This is a genomic window from Luteibacter sp. TLI7-4A (assembly GCF_056754745.1).
In genome coordinates this window covers 3,633,657-3,650,035 of sequence record NZ_JBPGWO010000001.1, presented here as the reverse complement: position 1 = coordinate 3,650,035, position 16,379 = coordinate 3,633,657, and the positions used below count along the sequence as shown (strand labels likewise).

At 62.3% G+C, this 16,379-nt stretch carries 15 protein-coding genes; 9 read left to right on the top strand and 6 right to left on the bottom strand.

Annotated features, from left to right (window positions below):
- Positions 1 to 33 precede the first annotated feature (33 nt).
- Both ACR9Y6_RS16015 and ACR9Y6_RS16010 read right to left on the bottom strand, forming a co-directional pair.
- Positions 34 to 720, bottom strand: coding sequence for a serine hydrolase domain-containing protein (locus ACR9Y6_RS16015; protein WP_481282188.1), 687 nt, complete (start codon positions 718 to 720; stop codon positions 34 to 36).
- A gap of 19 nt (positions 721 to 739) precedes the next feature.
- The gene (locus tag ACR9Y6_RS16010) at positions 740 to 1,102 is read right to left on the bottom strand and encodes a winged helix-turn-helix transcriptional regulator (RefSeq protein ID WP_481282187.1); all 363 of its coding nucleotides are present in this window, start codon (positions 1,100 to 1,102) and stop codon (positions 740 to 742) included.
- 111 nt (positions 1,103 to 1,213) lie between these two features.
- Here ACR9Y6_RS16010 and ACR9Y6_RS16005 point away from each other — a divergent pair, with 111 nt between their 5' ends.
- A complete protein-coding gene (locus tag ACR9Y6_RS16005) occupies positions 1,214 to 1,948 on the top strand; it encodes an SDR family NAD(P)-dependent oxidoreductase (RefSeq protein ID WP_481282186.1) in 735 nt (244 codons plus the stop codon).
- A gap of 72 nt (positions 1,949 to 2,020) precedes the next feature.
- Positions 2,021 to 2,620, top strand: coding sequence for an NADPH-dependent F420 reductase (locus ACR9Y6_RS16000; RefSeq protein WP_481282185.1), 600 nt, complete (start codon positions 2,021 to 2,023; stop codon positions 2,618 to 2,620).
- A 57-nt stretch (positions 2,621 to 2,677) separates the two neighbouring features.
- Here the strand turns inward: ACR9Y6_RS16000 and ACR9Y6_RS15995 are convergent, their stop codons facing one another.
- Both ACR9Y6_RS15995 and ACR9Y6_RS15990 read right to left on the bottom strand, forming a co-directional pair.
- Positions 2,678 to 3,046, bottom strand: coding sequence for a hypothetical protein (locus ACR9Y6_RS15995; protein ID WP_481282184.1), 369 nt, complete (start codon positions 3,044 to 3,046; stop codon positions 2,678 to 2,680).
- Positions 3,047 to 3,225: 179 nt separating this feature from the next.
- On the bottom strand, positions 3,226 to 4,083 hold the full coding sequence (locus ACR9Y6_RS15990; RefSeq protein ID WP_481282183.1) for a LysR family transcriptional regulator: 858 nt from the start codon (positions 4,081 to 4,083) through the stop codon (positions 3,226 to 3,228).
- A gap of 104 nt (positions 4,084 to 4,187) precedes the next feature.
- Between ACR9Y6_RS15990 and ACR9Y6_RS15985 the strand changes: the two genes are divergently transcribed.
- From ACR9Y6_RS15985 to ACR9Y6_RS15960, 6 genes are all read left to right on the top strand, one after another.
- Positions 4,188 to 4,700, top strand: coding sequence for a lipocalin-like domain-containing protein (locus ACR9Y6_RS15985; protein WP_481282182.1), 513 nt, complete (start codon positions 4,188 to 4,190; stop codon positions 4,698 to 4,700).
- 378 nt (positions 4,701 to 5,078) lie between these two features.
- Positions 5,079 to 7,466: a TonB-dependent receptor gene (locus tag ACR9Y6_RS15980; protein ID WP_481282181.1), complete on the top strand. Its 2,388-nt coding sequence runs from the start codon at positions 5,079 to 5,081 to the stop codon at positions 7,464 to 7,466.
- A gap of 35 nt (positions 7,467 to 7,501) precedes the next feature.
- Complete coding sequence (locus ACR9Y6_RS15975; RefSeq protein ID WP_481282180.1) at positions 7,502 to 10,498, top strand: TonB-dependent receptor; 2,997 nt, start codon at positions 7,502 to 7,504, stop codon at positions 10,496 to 10,498.
- A 237-nt stretch (positions 10,499 to 10,735) separates the two neighbouring features.
- Entirely contained in the window at positions 10,736 to 11,836 is a 1,101-nt protein-coding gene (locus ACR9Y6_RS15970; protein WP_481282179.1) for a sensor histidine kinase, read from the top strand.
- On the top strand, positions 11,833 to 12,573 hold the full coding sequence (locus ACR9Y6_RS15965) for a LytR/AlgR family response regulator transcription factor (protein WP_481282178.1): 741 nt from the start codon (positions 11,833 to 11,835) through the stop codon (positions 12,571 to 12,573). The genes ACR9Y6_RS15970 and ACR9Y6_RS15965 overlap by 4 nt, the downstream gene beginning before the upstream one ends.
- 106 nt (positions 12,574 to 12,679) lie before the next feature.
- Positions 12,680 to 13,837, top strand: coding sequence for an acyltransferase family protein (locus ACR9Y6_RS15960; protein WP_481282177.1), 1,158 nt, complete (start codon positions 12,680 to 12,682; stop codon positions 13,835 to 13,837).
- On the opposite strand, the gene ACR9Y6_RS15955 is transcribed toward ACR9Y6_RS15960, so the two are convergent.
- A complete protein-coding gene (locus tag ACR9Y6_RS15955) occupies positions 13,818 to 14,165 on the bottom strand; it encodes a YciI family protein (RefSeq protein WP_481282176.1) in 348 nt (115 codons plus the stop codon). The two genes, ACR9Y6_RS15960 and ACR9Y6_RS15955, sit on opposite strands and share 20 nt — an antisense overlap.
- 107 nt (positions 14,166 to 14,272) lie before the next feature.
- Positions 14,273 to 14,830, bottom strand: a complete 558-nt coding sequence (locus tag ACR9Y6_RS15950; RefSeq protein ID WP_481282175.1) for a TetR/AcrR family transcriptional regulator — start codon at positions 14,828 to 14,830, stop codon at positions 14,273 to 14,275.
- A 112-nt stretch (positions 14,831 to 14,942) separates the two neighbouring features.
- Here ACR9Y6_RS15950 and ACR9Y6_RS15945 point away from each other — a divergent pair, with 112 nt between their 5' ends.
- Positions 14,943 to 16,352: an amidase gene (locus tag ACR9Y6_RS15945; protein ID WP_481282174.1), complete on the top strand. Its 1,410-nt coding sequence runs from the start codon at positions 14,943 to 14,945 to the stop codon at positions 16,350 to 16,352.
- The last annotated feature ends 27 nt before the right edge of the window (positions 16,353 to 16,379 follow it).

Genomic DNA, 16,379 nt, shown 5'->3' with positions numbered 1-16,379 from the left:
TGCGAGCGGGAACAAACGTGTCGTCAACATCGACTACCGAGGGAAGCCTTCCTGCAGCACGAGGGTGGTGGCTTCCGGCACGCCCCTCTTGCGCAACACATCGGGCGCGGCGGGATCGTAATCGAAGTGACGATAGGCGGGGTCGATCCACCAGAGCAGCCCCATGGCGGCATGGGCCTGTGGTTGACCCAAGGCGTCCACGACGTTCACGGGCAATAGCTGCTTCCCGTGCCACTGGCCCTTGTCCAGCATCAGCTGGCCAATCTTGCCGAGATCGGCCGCCGTGAGTGGTAGTCCGGCCATGCCATAAGGATGACCTGCTTTATCCTTCTCCCAAGGGCCGGGACTGATATCCATGGATTTGAACAAGCCGTCGCGGAAAAAGACGTCCATCGGTTTGCCCGATGCCTTCTCTATAATGCCGGCAAGCAGGTTCACGGCCTTATTGTTGTAGTTGGGGTCCGTGCCCGGGTTGCTGACAAGCTCTGCCGCAAGCGCGAGCTGGATGGCGTCGGGCGAGGGATAGATTTCAATGGTGGTATTCGCGACGTTTTGCATGCCGGATGTGTGGTTCATCCGCATGCGAATGGTGATGTTCTTCTTTCGACCCTGGTGCCATTCCGGATGGAAATCCGCCAACGGTCGGTCGAATGACTTGATCTTGCCTTCGGCCACCAGCTGCGCGACACCTGGCGCCACGACCGACCTGGTCACCGACATCAACTCGATGGGGGCCTGGTCATGGCAAAGCATCCTGCTTGGCGAAGATACGCGCCATTTCCGCCGCATTCTCGGTTCCCCAGGTGCACAACGGAACGATCGCCTCGGCCAGGCTACGACCGAGCGGAGTCAGCGCGTAATCCACCCGTGGTGGTACTTCCTTGTAGTCGGTGCGCACCAGCACCTGGTCGGCCTCCAGATCCTTCAATTGCTGGATCAGCACCTTGTCGCTGACGCCCTGGATCAGCCGCTTGAGTTCGCCGTAGCGCTTCGGGCCGTCGCGCAGGAAAAACAGAGCCAGCGGCTTCCACTTCCCCGAGAGGATGCGAAGCGTGGCGTTGAGCCCGCAGCCGGTGTCGCAGATTTCCGAAGGCGTCGTCATTTTGATACTTACCAAAAAGTGCATACTTGTCGTCAGGTTATCAGGCCTGCATCTTTTGTCTCAAGCAAGCAGTTCCCTGCTTCCCCAGACACCCAATGAAGGATGCACCTCATGACCCGACTGAAAGGAAAGACCGCCGTGATCACCGGCGGCGCTACAGGCATCGGCCGCGCCGCGGCAAAGCGCTTCATCGAAGAAGGCGCCTTCGTCTTCATCTTCGGCCGCCGGCAGGAAGCGCTCGACGCGGCCGTGGCCGATCTCGGGCCCAACGCCCGCGCGGTCATGGGCTCGGTCTCCGACCTTGCCGATCTCGACCGACTCTACGCGGCGGTGAAGGCCGAGCGCGGAACCCTCGACATCGTCGTCGCCAATGCCGGGGCGGGGAGCCAGCTTCCGCTGGGCAAGATCACCGCCGAGCACATCGATGAAACCTTCGACACCAACGTGAAGGGCACGATCTTCACGGTCCAGAAGGCGCTGCCGCTGATGGGCGAGGGAGGTTCGATCATCCTGACCGGATCGAGTGCCGGCACCACGGGCGCGCCGGGCATGAGCGCCTACAGTGCGAGCAAGGCGGCTGTGCGCAACCTCGCGCGGACCTGGGCGGAAGACCTCAAGGGCACCGGCATACGGGTCAACGTGCTGTCGCCCGGAGCGACGGCGACCGACCTCGCGAAGGAAGCGCTGGGCGAGGAGGGCCAGAAAGTCTTCGCCTCGATGACTCCGCTGCAACGCATGGCCGATCCAGCGGAGATCGGCGCGGTGGCCGCGTTTCTCGCGTCATCGGACAGCAGCTTCATGACCGCCAGCGAGGTCGCCGTCGACGGCGGCCTGGCGCAACTCTGACGTGCGACGCCCGGCCGGACACTCCGCTCGACATCTGGAGTCCGCCGGGCGTGCTAAACCAAGGGAAACCATATGAGCTACGCAATTATCGGCTTCGGCAAGATCGGCCAGGCTCTTGCCAAGGCGTTTGCCCGTAACGGCATCGACGTATCCGTTGCAACCACGCGCGATCCCAAAAGCTTCGCGGCCGATGCGGCCGCGATCGGGCCGACGATCATTCCCAAGAAGCTGTCGGAAGCGGTCGAGGCGGACATTGTCTTCTTGGCCGTTCGTTTCGAGGCGCACCAGGATGTCGCAAAAGCGCTGCCCAAATGGCAGGGGAAGACCATCGTCGATGTGACCAATGCCTACGGCGTGCCACCCGAGGAACTCGGAGGACAGCCTTCTTCCAAGTTCGTCGCACAGGCTTTCACTGGTGGAAGACTGGTCAAGGGCTTCAATCATCTGGGCGCCGCCGTCCTTGCCCAAGATCCAGCCGTACATGGTGGGAGAAGAGTCGTGTTCCTGGCGAGCGACGATGACGGTGCAGCAGCCGAGATCGCTGCGCTGGCGGAAAACCTCGGTTTCTCGCCGATCAAACTTGGTGGGCTTTCGGAAGGTGGCCTGCTTGTGCAGGCGCGCGGAAACAGCTGGAGTCAACTGATCTTCAAGGACTTGGTCAAGTTCGACTGATGGGTCGCGATCGCTGGTTTGCTAAGGCCTGCTGGCTAAGTCAGGTCCTGTGATCAGCTACGCCGCCATCTGCCGGTTCCGCGCCAGGTAGCGAAGCCCGATCGAAAGCGCCATCTCGTACCCGGCGGCGGGATTACCCGGTGTGGTGACACTCACCAGGGACGGATGAGCCGGGGAGATCGTCGCCAGGTCGCCGGCGCGGCTATCGGCGTGGATCTCGATCAACGGCACGCTCAACGCGTCGAGCGCGCGGCGTAACGGAGCCACCTGTCCCTCGGGTATCGCATCCGCGTCGACGTCCAGGAGGACCAGGTCCACCGAACCAGCCTCCTGGCCGGCCAGGCAATCGGTCACCTGCTCGATGTCGGCGCACGCCCGCCAAACCAGGTCTTCCCCTTGCGCTTGCGCGCGGTCCCATAAACCCATCAACGCGTCATCGGCGACCGCCTCCGTTCCTGGGGGATGAATCGGAGCGACAAGCAACAGAATCGACATCGAGAAACTCAGCAGTGGAAACGGGACCAGTATCTGCCAGCCCGCCGTAAATTCTCTCGGTCGAGCAGAGCGTCGAGCCGTAAAAATCGCGTCAAGTTACATCCAAGTGACTAACCCGCCTTGGACAGATTCTTGAACGCCATCCCCAGCGTATGCAGCGCACTGCGCGACCGACTGTCATGCAACGCCGAATACAGCACCACCTCATGCGTGGGTAGCGGCGGCAATGAAAGCGCTTGGCCGATATCGATGGTGCCGGACGGTGCGGCACGCCTCGGCAATACGGCGACCGCCAAGCCGATCGTGGCCGCGGCCCCCACCACGGCAGCACCCTTGCCGATGAACACTTCCGTCCAGGCGATACCGGCATTATCCAGCGCACGGACCGCTGCCGCGCGGATGCTGCATGTTTCGCCCTGGGTCGACAGCGGGAGCGGTTGACCTGGGCGCGGTTGCCAGTGCGGAGCGGCTATCCACGCGAACGATTCCGCAAACAGCACTTCACCATGGCGACGGCGATCTTCCGGCTGCAACACCAGCGCGGCATCCAGCACGCCATCGTCGTAGGCCTTGAGTACTTCGTTCGAGCCGGCTACGCGCAATTCGATCACCAGATGGGGATCGTGCTCGTTCATCCAGAGCAACAAGCCAGGCAATTCGCTGCCCACCAACTGATGGCTGACGCCGATGACAAGTCGCCGCTGCTTCACGTCAAACGACGCGATGGCGCGTTCGTGCGCACCGACCAACTCACGAGCGGCCTCCATGAACGCGGCTCCCTCGGCGGACAACCTCACCTGGCGCGGCGTTCGCTCCAGCAGTCGTCGACCCAGCTGGTCTTCCAGCCGGCGCAACTTCAGGCTGATCGCCGACTGCGTGCTGTTCAGTGCATCGGCGGCGCGAGTGAAGCTCTGCAACTCAGCGGTCAGGACGAAGGCTTTGACGGCATCGAGGTCGAGGGCTTTCATGGCTTATCCATTTCATTTTTTAATGACTGAAACGCGAATTCATATATGTTCTAAATGAATGGTAGCGCACTAAACTGCGCCGCACATCGGCAGGAAATCCCGTCATGAAACCCTCGAAGACGCTTCTATTCGCCCTTCTGGCCCTGCTCCCGATCCGTACAGTCACGGCCTCGGAGCCCGGCAAGACGAACGCGGTCGGCCCCATCGAAGGCACCTGGACACTCGCCTTCGCCGACGTTCAACATCCGGATGGAACGCGAACACATGACTACGGCGATGCCCCGAAGGGCATGCTGCAGATCGATCGCACGGGTCACTATTCGCTGTTTATCTTCAACAGTTCCCGGCCCAGGTTTGCCGCCAACGACAAGAACGCGGGGACACCGGATGAATTCCGATCGGCCACACTGGGAACGAGTTCTCACTTTGGAACGGTCGACGCCGATCCCGTGAAGCGAACGCTCACGTTCCACATCGAGGGGGCGACGTATCCGAACTGGGAGGGGACGACCCAGGTGCGCAGCTATGAACTGAGCGGCGACATGCTGAGCTACAAGCTTCCGCCGCGGCCCAACGGCGATATTCCACTTACCGGATGGAAGAGAATTTCCCACTGATCCAGGCAAAGGACACCCGCTCGCGTGAGCGTCCCGCGAGCGGAATCCACCCAGAACGTCCTACCCACCTCCTCGCGGGTAGTTGACAACCGCACGTTCCTGCACCAGCATGGATTTCCCATTCGGACTTCTAAACGCCCAGACATCTGGTCGTACTCCGGAGTAGAACCGCCATGATCATGCAGCCCACGACCAACACGCGCCATCCGATCGTCTCCACGATCGGTGCGTGTTGCTGTTGTCCTGCCTGATCCCTCCGGCGCACCTGCGCCCCTCCGCCTGACGGGCGGATAGAAACACCTCCCCCATCCCCCCTGCGCCACGCGCGGCTCCCTGCCGCGTGTCGTACCGCTGCCCGCACCATCCAGGAATCCGTTCATGAGGCATGCCCTACCCGCGCGCTTGTCGCTGTCCGTCCTTTTCGCCGCCAGCCTGTATGGCCCCGTCACCCGCGCCGAGGACACCGATAAGGCCGAGGACGCCACCAAATTGCAGACAGTGGTCGTCACCGGCACCCGCTCCGTCAATCGCAGCCAAAGCAGTTCGTTGTCACCGATCGACGTGGTCACGTCGCAGGACTTGCAATCGTTCGGCGACACCCAGCTAGGCGCCGTGCTATCGCGGCTCACCCCTTCGCTCAACTTCCCGCGTGCCCCGGGCAACGACGGCTCGGGTATCGTGCGCCCGGCCGCGCTGCGCGGCCTGTCGCCCGACGAGACACTCGTCCTGGTCAACGGCAAGCGCTGGCACACCAGCGCGCTGCTCAACTTGCAGGGGGCGCTCGGCCGCGGCTCCGCGCCCGCCGACCTCAACTCGATCCCGATCTCGGCCATCGACCACATCGAGGTGCTGCGCGACGGTGCCTCGGCCCAGTACGGCTCGGACGCGATCGCGGGCGTGATCAACATCGTACTCAAGGGAGCCGCCGGTGCCGGGACCAATGAAGCGAGCATCACGGCCGGACGCTACAGCGCGGGTGACGGCAAGCAATGGCAGGGCGAAGCCAGCCTCGGCGTTCCGCTCGGCGGGGACAAGGGCTGGGCACGCCTGAGCCTCGTCCAGGGCCATGCGGATGCGACCAACCGCGGCGGACGCGACTACCGCGATCCGTCGTCGCCCGTTTACGGCCAGCGGACGCAGCGCATCGGCGAGCCGGACATCAGCAACCACCAGGCCCTGCTCAACGTCCAGTACGCGCTGGCCTCGAACGTGGACTTCTACGCCTTCGCCAGCACCAGCAGCCGCGAGGGCACGTCGCCCGCCCTGTTCCGCACGTACGACAGCGCGCGTAACGTGCCATCGATCTACCCGAACGGCTACCTTCCCCTCAACGACGTGCGCTCGATCGACAGCGCCGTGGTCGCCGGCGTGCGCGGCACCACCGCGAGCGGTTGGCGCTGGGACATCAGCGGCAACTACGGACGCGATCGGGTCAGCATCGATCCCACGCATACGCTCAACGTCGACCTCGGCGCGGCGAGCCCTACCCGTTTCAACGCCGGGCGCCTGATCGCCACGCAGAAGGCGTTCGATGTCGACGTGGCCCGCGATCTCGACGTGGGTTGGCTGACCAACCCGTTGATCCTCGCTTTCGGCATCGAGTACCTGCACCAGCAGTACGAGATCGAAGCCGGCGATCCGTCGTCGTATTTCGGCACGGGGTCGCAGGGCTTTCCCGGGTTCACGCCAGGGGACGCGGGGCGCCACAGCCGTCACGACGTCGCCGAGTACATCAGCCTGGAAAACCAGATCACCGACAAGCTGAGCGGTTCGCTGGCGATCCGCCACGAGGATTACAGCGACTTCGGCAACACCACATCGGGCACGTTGTCGGCGCGTTACGACTTCACCGACAGCTTCGCGCTGCGTGGCACGGCGGCGACGGGCTTCCGCGCACCATCGCTGCCGCAGCAGTACTACACGACCACGTCGACCAATGTCATCGGCGGCGTGCCGACGCAGATCCGCAATTTCGCGGTGAGCGATCCGGTCGCCCGCGCGCTTGGCGCGGAACCGCTCAAGCCCGAGAAATCACATAACTACACCCTCGGCGCCGTATACGCGCCCGGCGCCTGGACGCTGTCGCTCGACCTGTACCAGATCACGATCGGCAATCGCATCGTTCCCTCGGAGAACCTGGTCGGCGAGGACGTGCAGGCGTACCTGCAAAGCCAGGGCTTCGCCAACATCCAGGGCGGCAGTTACTTCACCAATGCCCTGAAGACGCGCACACGCGGCGTCGATCTCAGCGGCGGCTACCGCCTCGATTTCGGAGACGCAGGCAAACTCCAGCTCACGGCCGCCTACAACCGCAACCACACGTCGATCCTCTCGGTGGCACCCAACCCCGCGACGCTTGCCGAGAGCGGGCTGGAACTGGTGCGTGTGGGGCACATCGCGCAGGGCTACATCACCAACGGTGCGCCGCGCGACAAGATCGCCTTCGGTGCCGACTACGGCATTCGCGACTGGAGCGTGCATGCGGCGCTGACACGCTACGGCCAGTTCACGGTCAACCAGGACCCGGTCGGCAACCCCGGTTTCGACCAGGTCTTTCCCGCACGGTGGTTGCTCGACCTGTCCACCAGCTACGCGGTCCACGGCTGGACCTTCACGGCAGGCGTCGACAACCTCACCAATGTCTACCCGCAGAAGTACAAGACCGGAAGCGACGGGGCCGTCGGCGGCACCTGGCCTTATCCCGATTACTCGCCGTTCGGCTACAGCGGACGGTATCTCTACACGCGCGTCGCCTACCGCTGGTGAACGCGCTTTTCCCACGACCATCCAGGGGCTACAACGTGCCTTCCACGCTACCGATTCGCCGCCGTCTGCTGGCCGCGACACTTCTTTCCGCGCTCGGCACACAAGCTGCCTTCGCCCAGTCGACCACCGGCGCCATCTCGGGCCAGGTCGGCGATGCGCAGGGCGCCACCATCGTCGTACAAGGCGGCAACGGCCTGACCCGCGAAGTCACGGTCGATGCCAAGGGGCGCTACAGCGCAAGCCAGCTTCCGCTCGGCACCTATACCGTCACCCTCCGGCGCAACGGCGTCGACGTCGACAGCCGCAAGGACGTGGGGCTCAGGGTGGGCGCGTCGACCGACGTCTCCTTCGTCGCCAGCGCGGCCAATCTCGAAGGTGTCAGCGTCAGCGCCTCGCGCCTGCCCGATATCGACGTGACATCGGTGGACTCCCGCTCGGTGATCACCGCCGACCAGCTGGCCAAGTTGCCACTCACACGCAACGCGGATGAAATCGCCCGGCTCGCCCCGGGCGTCGTGTCGAACAGTGGTGGATTCAAGGGCCCGACCGGGTCGTCGCTGAACAGTTTCGGCGGCTCGGCGGCCAGCGAGAACGCTTACTACATCAACGGCTACAACGTGACCGACCCACAGCGCGGCATGGGTGGTATCTCCCTGCCCTACGGTGCCATCGACCAGCAGGAAGTCTATACGGGCGGTTACAGCGCGCAGTACGGGCGCTCCGATGGCGGCGTCATCAACCAGGTCGGCAAACGCGGCAGCAACGAGTGGCACTTCGGTGGGCAGGTGCTCTGGGAGCCCGCCTTCGCGCGCGCCGGGTCGGCCAATACGTATTACACCAACGGCCTGCCCGCCTCGCCCGTCGCGGGCGACCTCTACCAGCCCAATCGCGAGGATCGCAGCTGGGTGACCACGGTGAGCAGTTACGTCGGCGGTCCACTGATCGAAGACAAGCTGTTCTTCTTCCTGGCTGGCGAGTTCGAGCGGCAGGAAGGCTCGACACACAACAACGTGGACGACACGAGTCCGGACGTGCAGTACCGGTATGGCTCGCCGCGCTGGTACGGCAAGCTGGACTGGAACATCGCGGACAACCATATCCTCGAGGTCACCAGCGCCTCCAGTAAACGCGAGACACAGGGCACGATCTACGATTACGACTACAACGCCCTGCGTCGCGGCGAGCGGATCGGTTCGGATGACGACACCAAGACCGGCGGCGACGTGTGGTCGGCCAAGTACACCGGCTACATCACGGACAACCTGACCGTGTCTGCGCTGTACGGCAAGATGAAGCTGGACCAGTACGACCAGCCGGGCTCGTATAACGGTGACCTGACCTACGTCAACGGGCTCACCAACCAGAATCCCGCACTCAACGGTGGTTCGCCGTTCGGCAACAACCAGACGGTGCAGACGTTGACCAATCCGGGCCGCAGCACGCGCAGCACCAACACGCGCTTCGACGTGACCTACGTGCTCGGCGACCACACGATCAGCGCCGGCATCGACAACCAGGTCACGCGCGCGCTCGACCAGGGCTCACAGGCCTCGGGCGATGGCTATTACTGGACCTACGGCAAGGCCGACCCGAATACGCCGATCTCCACGGGGCTAGGGGTCCCCGCCACCGGCGGCATCGTCAACGGCGAGCAGGGCTACTACGTGGTCCGGCATGTGGTCAGTTCGCTGGCCAGCGTGCGCGCGAGCCAGAAGGCCCAGTACATCGAGGACAAATGGCAGGTTGGCGATCGCTGGCTGCTCTCGCTGGGCCTGCGCAACGACCAGTTCGAGAACTACAACCGTGACGGCGATGCCTATGTCACGCAGCATCGGCCACAGTGGGCGCCGCGCCTCGGTTTCAGCTGGGACGTGAACGGTGACGCCAGCTTCAAGGTCTATGGCAACGCCGGACGCTACTATCTCGGCCTGCCGCTCAATCCCGGCCTCAACGCCGCTGGCGCGTCGCTCAGCACGTCGCAGTACTTCACCTATGGCGGCATCGACGCGCAAGGCTTGCCAACGGGCCTCACGGCTTTTTCGCAGCCGGTCTCGTCGAACAACTATTACGGCGTACTGCCCGATCCGCGCACGGTCACGGCCAGCAACCTCAAGTCGGAATACCAGGATGAGTTCATCCTCGGCTTCACCAAGACGCTGGGCCAGGATTGGGTCTACGGGGCGAAGGCTACCCAGCGCATCCTGCGCAGCGCGATCGACGACTACTGCGACACCGATCGGATCATCGCCAAGGCGGCGGCGCTCGGTTACGACGTGACCACGACCAACAGCTGCTATCTGTTCAACCCGGGCCGGGCGAACACGTTCAACGTGATCGATACCTCCGGCAACCTGGTCGCCGTGCCGCTGAGCAACAGCGAGCTGGGCTTTCAAAGCCTGAAGCGCCGCTACTACTCGCTGGAAGGATTCCTGGAACACCCGTTCGACGGCCGCTGGTACGGCAAGGTCGACTATGTGTTCTCGCGCAGCTACGGCAACACCGAAGGCCAGCTCCGTTCGGACCTCCAGCAGACCGCGGCCTCGACCAGCGAGGATTGGGACAACAGCTACATCATGGAGAACACCAATGGCCCGACCAACAACGACCACACCCATCAGCTGAAACTGTTCGGTTACTACCAGCTGACGCCGGAATGGCTGGTCTCGGCCAACCTCAGCCTGACCTCCGGTTCGCCGAAGATCTGCCTGGGCTACTACGGCCCCGATTTCTCGGACCCTGGCAAGTACGGTGGCTCGTACCACTACTGCGACGGCGTCGCGTCGCCGCCGGGCAAGCAGGGCCGGCTACCCTGGATCCGCCAGCTCGACCTGGGCACGACGTATCGCCCGGCCTTCGCCGACGGCAAGCTGTCCTTCACCGCCAGCGTCTTCAATGTGTTCAACGAACAGCGTCCGTTGAACCGGTACCCCTATTCGCAAACGGATCCCGGTGTGCCCGATCCGCAGTACGGGCAGGCGGTGGTTCGCCAGGTGCCGCGTTACGTGCGGCTTGGGGTGAGTTACGACTACTGAGTGTGGCAAGTACGAAGCCGGACAACTACTGTCCGGCTTCGTACGCTTGGAAAACCCGCACCCCCGCTGGAATGCGGGTTCGGGCGTTGGCGACCGTGCAGTGAGATTGGCATGGACATCGCCAAACCCTCAGCCCCTCTGTTTCGCCAGGGAGCCTCACGCCCGCTTCACCCCCCGAAAGTCACCGCTCGCCACATAGGCAATGCGCTTCCCGAAGGGCGCGGATAAACTCGGCCTATGAACCAGGGACCTAGCGCGGCTACGACGAGTGTCCGCACCGGAACGATTGCTCCTGCCAAGATACTGGCGGCGTTGTGGACGGGGTTCTGGTTATTGATGATTTGCGCATCCCTCCAGGACGCACTCCGCAACCCGCTGATCCGCTGGTGGGAGCCAGTGCTCTGGGAAGGAAGTTCCGGACTGATTGCGACGGGGTGGATGTTGGTCGCGGTCCGCTTTCGGGGGGCCCATGCGCTGTACCTGGACAGGCCCATAGCCTGGTTTGGCCGCTACCTGCGATGGTTGCCCGTGGTGGTTATCACGTTCATTGCAGCCGTATACGCGCTACGCCACGGGATATACGCCATCCTGGGCCACCACTACGAACATCCTGGCTGGCCTTTCATCTTTGCCTACGAGACCGTCAAGCTCACGCTGTTTGCCGGGCTGTGGCTCGGCATCCTGTTCGGAATGGATTCCTATGGTCAATGGCAGGTTCAACGTCACCGTTTGCTGAAAACTCAGGCGGCACTGGCCGAAGCACGGCTGGCACAACTTCAGGGGCAGTTGCGGCCACATTTCCTGTTCAACGCGCTTAATACCGTTTCAGCCCTGATGCATACCGACGTGCCGCGCGCAGACCGTCTGGTCGCCGCGCTCGGCGACTTGCTTCGCATCAGTCTCCGGACAAGCGAGCACGAGATGACGCCACTCGCCGAAGAACTTCGCACGCTGGAGCTGTATACGACCGTCATGCGGGAGCGATTTCGGGATCGTGTGGCGCTTAGCTGGGAGGTCGATAGGAATCTGCTTCAGGCCCCCGTTCCCGCGCTGTTGCTGCAACCACTCATCGAGAACGTCTTCAAACACGGTGTCGAGCGCACGGTAACGCCCGTATGCATCGTCATCCGTGTCCGACGCGTGCTTGAGTCACTGGAGATCGCTGTGAGCAACTCCGGCCTCTCCATGGCGCACGGCATCCGCTATGGTGTCGGCCTACGCAGCTGCCGCGAACGGCTCGGCATCATCTACGGTGGCACGGCATCCCTGGAGGTGCGGAATGAAACCGATGGCGTCGTCGCGAACATCTCGATACCCCTGACAGGGACCACTCCATGATCCGTGCCGTGATAGCCGATGACGAAGCACCGGCCCTGGAGAAGCTAGATCACTGGCTAACGGAACAGCCCGATTTCATCGTTGTGGGATCGGCCGCCGACGGGTTATCTGCCGCGCACCACATCGAGAAAAACCGTCCGGACGTTGTCTTTCTCGATGTACATATGCCGACCTTGTCCGGCCTCGAAGTCGCAGCGCAGCTCGAGCCATCCTGCGCGCCGCTGATTGTATTCGTGACAGCGTTCGATGAGCACGCAGTGAAAGCTTTCGAGTTCAATGCAATCGACTACCTTCTAAAACCATACGACCGGGATCGCCTCGCACGCACCTTGGGACGCGTCCGTGAGCGATTGAGTTCGCACGAGCCCGGTGCGACCGCGGTCGCGATCGGACGCGCAAGGACAGCGCATCGTAGACGCCTGATCGTGCCGGATGGAGAACAATTGCGATTGATCGATATCGCATCTATCGAATGGCTGGAAGCCGACGATAATTATGTGCACGTACATACGACAACACACCGCTACATGCTGCGCAGGACGCTTCAGGATCTTTTGAACCAGCTGGGCGAAGATCATTTCATCCGCATCCATAGGTCGACGGCCGTGAATATCGACTCGATCGGTTCACTCACGCCACTCTTCAAGGGCGATCACGAACTCCATCTTCGCAACGGGCGGATTCTTCGCCTCAGCCGGAGATATCGCGACGCACTGTTCGCACGTCTCGACCGCTAGCATCCGACCCACCCCGCACACGCCTCCACTCGCCACATAGTCGCCGCGCTTCGGGTGACGATGCAGGAGACTCACTCCCAGCATAGAGCCGAGAGCGGGTTTGATAATGCTTGCAGATGAGATACAGGAGCGCTACGACTTCCTGGATTGGCTACGTGTCATTGCCATCTTCGTGCTGTTCTTTTTTCATACTGGAATGATTTTCGTTGGATGGGGATGGCATATCGTCAACAACCAGACCCTGCCTATACTCCAGTGGCCCATGGATATCGCGCATCGCCTTCGGATGCCATTGCTGTTCGTTATCGCTGGTGCCGGTATGTGGTTCGCACTGAGGCGACGCAGCAAGGGTCAATTTCTACGTGAACGAACGAAGAAGCTCCTGCTGCCCCTGATCGTAGGCATGTTCTTGGTCGTGCCGCCACAAATATATTTTGAACGCCTTCTGCGTGACCAGTGGAGTGGCGGGTATGCAAGTTTCTATATGGATCGCGTGCTGGAGTTCCGCCCATATCCTTCCGGCGACTTCAGCTGGCATCACCTGTGGTTTGTTCTATATCTTTACGCGTACATTCTATTGCTACTTCCCATCGTGTTCTGGTGGAAGCGATCTTCTGCACGCATGGCGCCGGGCGCATGGATTTTCTTGCTGGGGATCCCCCTCGGCATCAATGAAATGTTTCTCAAGCCCCTATACCCGGAAACGCATAACCTTGTCAGCGATTGGTACACTTTCAATCATTACTTACTTCTGACGACTTATGGATACTTCCTCGCTTCCACGCCGGGAGTTTGGGGATGGCTGTCTGACTTTCGCAGGTGGTCCCTGATCATGGGAATCGGCGTGTTCGTCCTGTTGATTACCCTGCTCGGCACGGGCGTCGCCCGCCATGACTCCATCGTCGATAGCATGGGAGCAAATATATTTACCTGGTTGTGGGTAATGGTGTTCCTTGGATACGGCTATCGATACTTGTCATTTGCAGATCCCCTGCTTATATGGGCCAGGGAAGCAAGTTATCCCATTTACATAATGCATCAGACGGTGATCGTCGCCGTCGGCTACTACGTAGTCCGGTGTCCGTGGACGCCTTGGATGAAGTACTTCGTCATCCTGTTCAGCAGTCTAGGACTGTGCCTCGTCATCTACGAAGGATGCATCCGCAGGTTCGGGATAACACGCGTGGCATTTGGAATGACGGCCCATTGCCCCTCGCAAGTCCGGACGTATCGCCGCTCACCCACTATTCCGGAGCCGGACTGAAGAAAATCTCCCGCACCTCGACCTGCCCCCGAGTGGCCGCGGCGCCCTTGCGCGCCCATGCCAGCGCCTCGTCCATATCGGCGCATTCCAGTATCCAGAAACCGCCGATATGCTCCTTGGTTTCAAGATACGGGCCATCGGTGACGAAGACGTCGCCGCTGGCTTGCGTGCGCAGCGACTTGGCGGCGCCGAGCCCACAGGCGAATTTCCTGACGCCAGCGTCGATCATTTCCTTGTTCAGCGCGTGGATGTCACGGCCGACGGATTCATCCATCTGGGACGGATCGAAATCGTCGGGGAGGTAACCAGCAACCAGATACTGCGGCATCGTCTTCTCCTTGAGTGGCTTTCAGTCGGGCCAATGCCCGCCTTACTGATACGTCGAACGAAGGGTACGAAATTCGACAGCCTCTCCCCGAATAACGCCTGGCCTGCTTAAGCAGGCAACAGGCCGGCCTGACGATAACTCTCGATCAACGTGTCGAACAACGAGATGTCCGAACGGCTTCTCGCCATCAGTTGCGCACCGGCAACCGCGGCGAAGATGGCTCGCGCGCGCGCTTCGCTTTCTTCTGCCGTGACCACGCCGGCCGCTTTCAACATCTTGCCGATCCAGGCCACATTCACATCGGCGAAGGCCTGGACTTCCTTCTTCACCGGCGCCGGAAGATCGTCGTATTCGGCGGACATGAAACTCCCCAGGCAGAGCCGGTTCTCGTTTTCGAGAGACCGCCGGAAAATCTGCGGATACTTGCGCAGGGCGTCCCGGGGTTCTGGCGTTTCCTGGGACATCGCCTCCAGGTCGGCCGCCGTGTCTTCCCAATAGCGCTTCGCCACCGCCGCGCCGAGTTCGGCCTTGCTCGGGAAGTGGTGATAGATGCTGGCCGCCTTGATCCCGACCTCCCCGGCCAGATCGCGAATGTTCAAGCCGCCGTACCCGTGCGCCTGGGCGCTGCGCCGCGCGGCGGAAAGAATGGCTTCGTTCGTACTCATGCCCGGCTCCGGTGGTTACCGCGGCAAGCATCCTACCATGTGTTAGTTAGGCCTTGACGGGCGTCGTAGATGGCGCTCATTATTTACCTACCAAATGTTAGGTAGTCTCGATATGAACAACGATATCGTCTTTTCCGACGCGACGAAGCTGGCGGAACTGGTCCGCACCAAGGAAATCTCCCCGGTGGAAATCATGCAGGCCCACCTCGGCCGGATCGCCACCGTCGACCCCAGGATCAATGCGATCGTCACGGTGGCGGATGGCGCCCTCGATGCCGCCAAGGCCGCCGAGCAAGCCGTCATGTCGGGCGACGCGCTAGGCCCGTTGCACGGTGTCCCCTTCACGGTGAAGGACTCGATCGACACGGCGGGCGTCCTCACCCAGCGTGGCTCCCCGATCTTCCAAGGCCGCGTGCCCGACACCGATGCCACGAGCGTCGCGCGCATGAAAGCGGCCGGTGGCATCCTGCTGGCGAAGACCAACCTCCCCGAATTTTCATATTGGATCGAGAGCGACAACCTGCTCTCCGGCCGTTCGAACAACCCCTGGGACCTGACACGTACACCGGGTGGATCGAGTGGCGGTGAATCGGCGGCGATCGCCGCGGGCATGTCGCCGATCGGACTCGGCACCGACCTCGCGATCTCCGTGCGTGGCCCCGCGGCGCAAACCGGCATCACGTCGATGAAGGCCACCCACGGTCGCGTACCGATGACCGGCATCTGGCCACGTGCACCACGTCGCTTCTGGCATGTGGGACCGATGGCACGTTCGGTGCGCGACATCGCCCTCGCCTTCTCCCTGCTCGCTGGACCCGATGGCCAGGATGCTTTCGCGACCGGCACCACTCCCTTCGATGCAGGCATCGGCCGCCAGCCCTATCGACAGCTGCGCGTGGGCTGGATGGTCGGACCGGGATTCGGACCGGTCGATCCCGAGGTGGTGGCCACCGTGAAGGCGGCGGCCGATGCCTTGAAGCAATGGGGGGTGTTCGTCGAGCAGGTAGGCATTCCCGCGCTCGAACGCGATTTCGCGCTCGACGTATTCAATCGGCTGCATGTCATGGAGATGAAACCCGCCTTCCGGCAAGCCACGACGGGGCGCCGTCCCGACGAACTCTACAAGATGGCGAAAACCATGCTCTCACTGCCCGACACGTCGATGGACGACTTCATCGACGCCGAACAGGCCGTGGAACGGTTGCGCGATGGTTACGCCGATTACTTCTCGCGCTACGACGCCCTGATCACCCACGTGTTGCCGATCCCCGCCCACAAGCATGGCGTCGAGGAGTTCACCATCGATGGGCAGACCGTCGATGCCACCTACCTCCAGGGCGCGACCGTGCCACTGAACCTCACGGGTTTGCCGGGTCTGGCGATGCGGTTCGGCACGAGCAAGGAGGGCCTTCCGATCAGCGTGCAGATTGTCGGCAAATGGCAAGCCGAGTCGACCATCCTGCATGTCGCTTCCTTACTCGAAGCCGTCAGCCCCGTGCGGGGTCTGCGTCCGGTGCTTTGATCCTCCATCGGAAAGCTTGATGAAAAT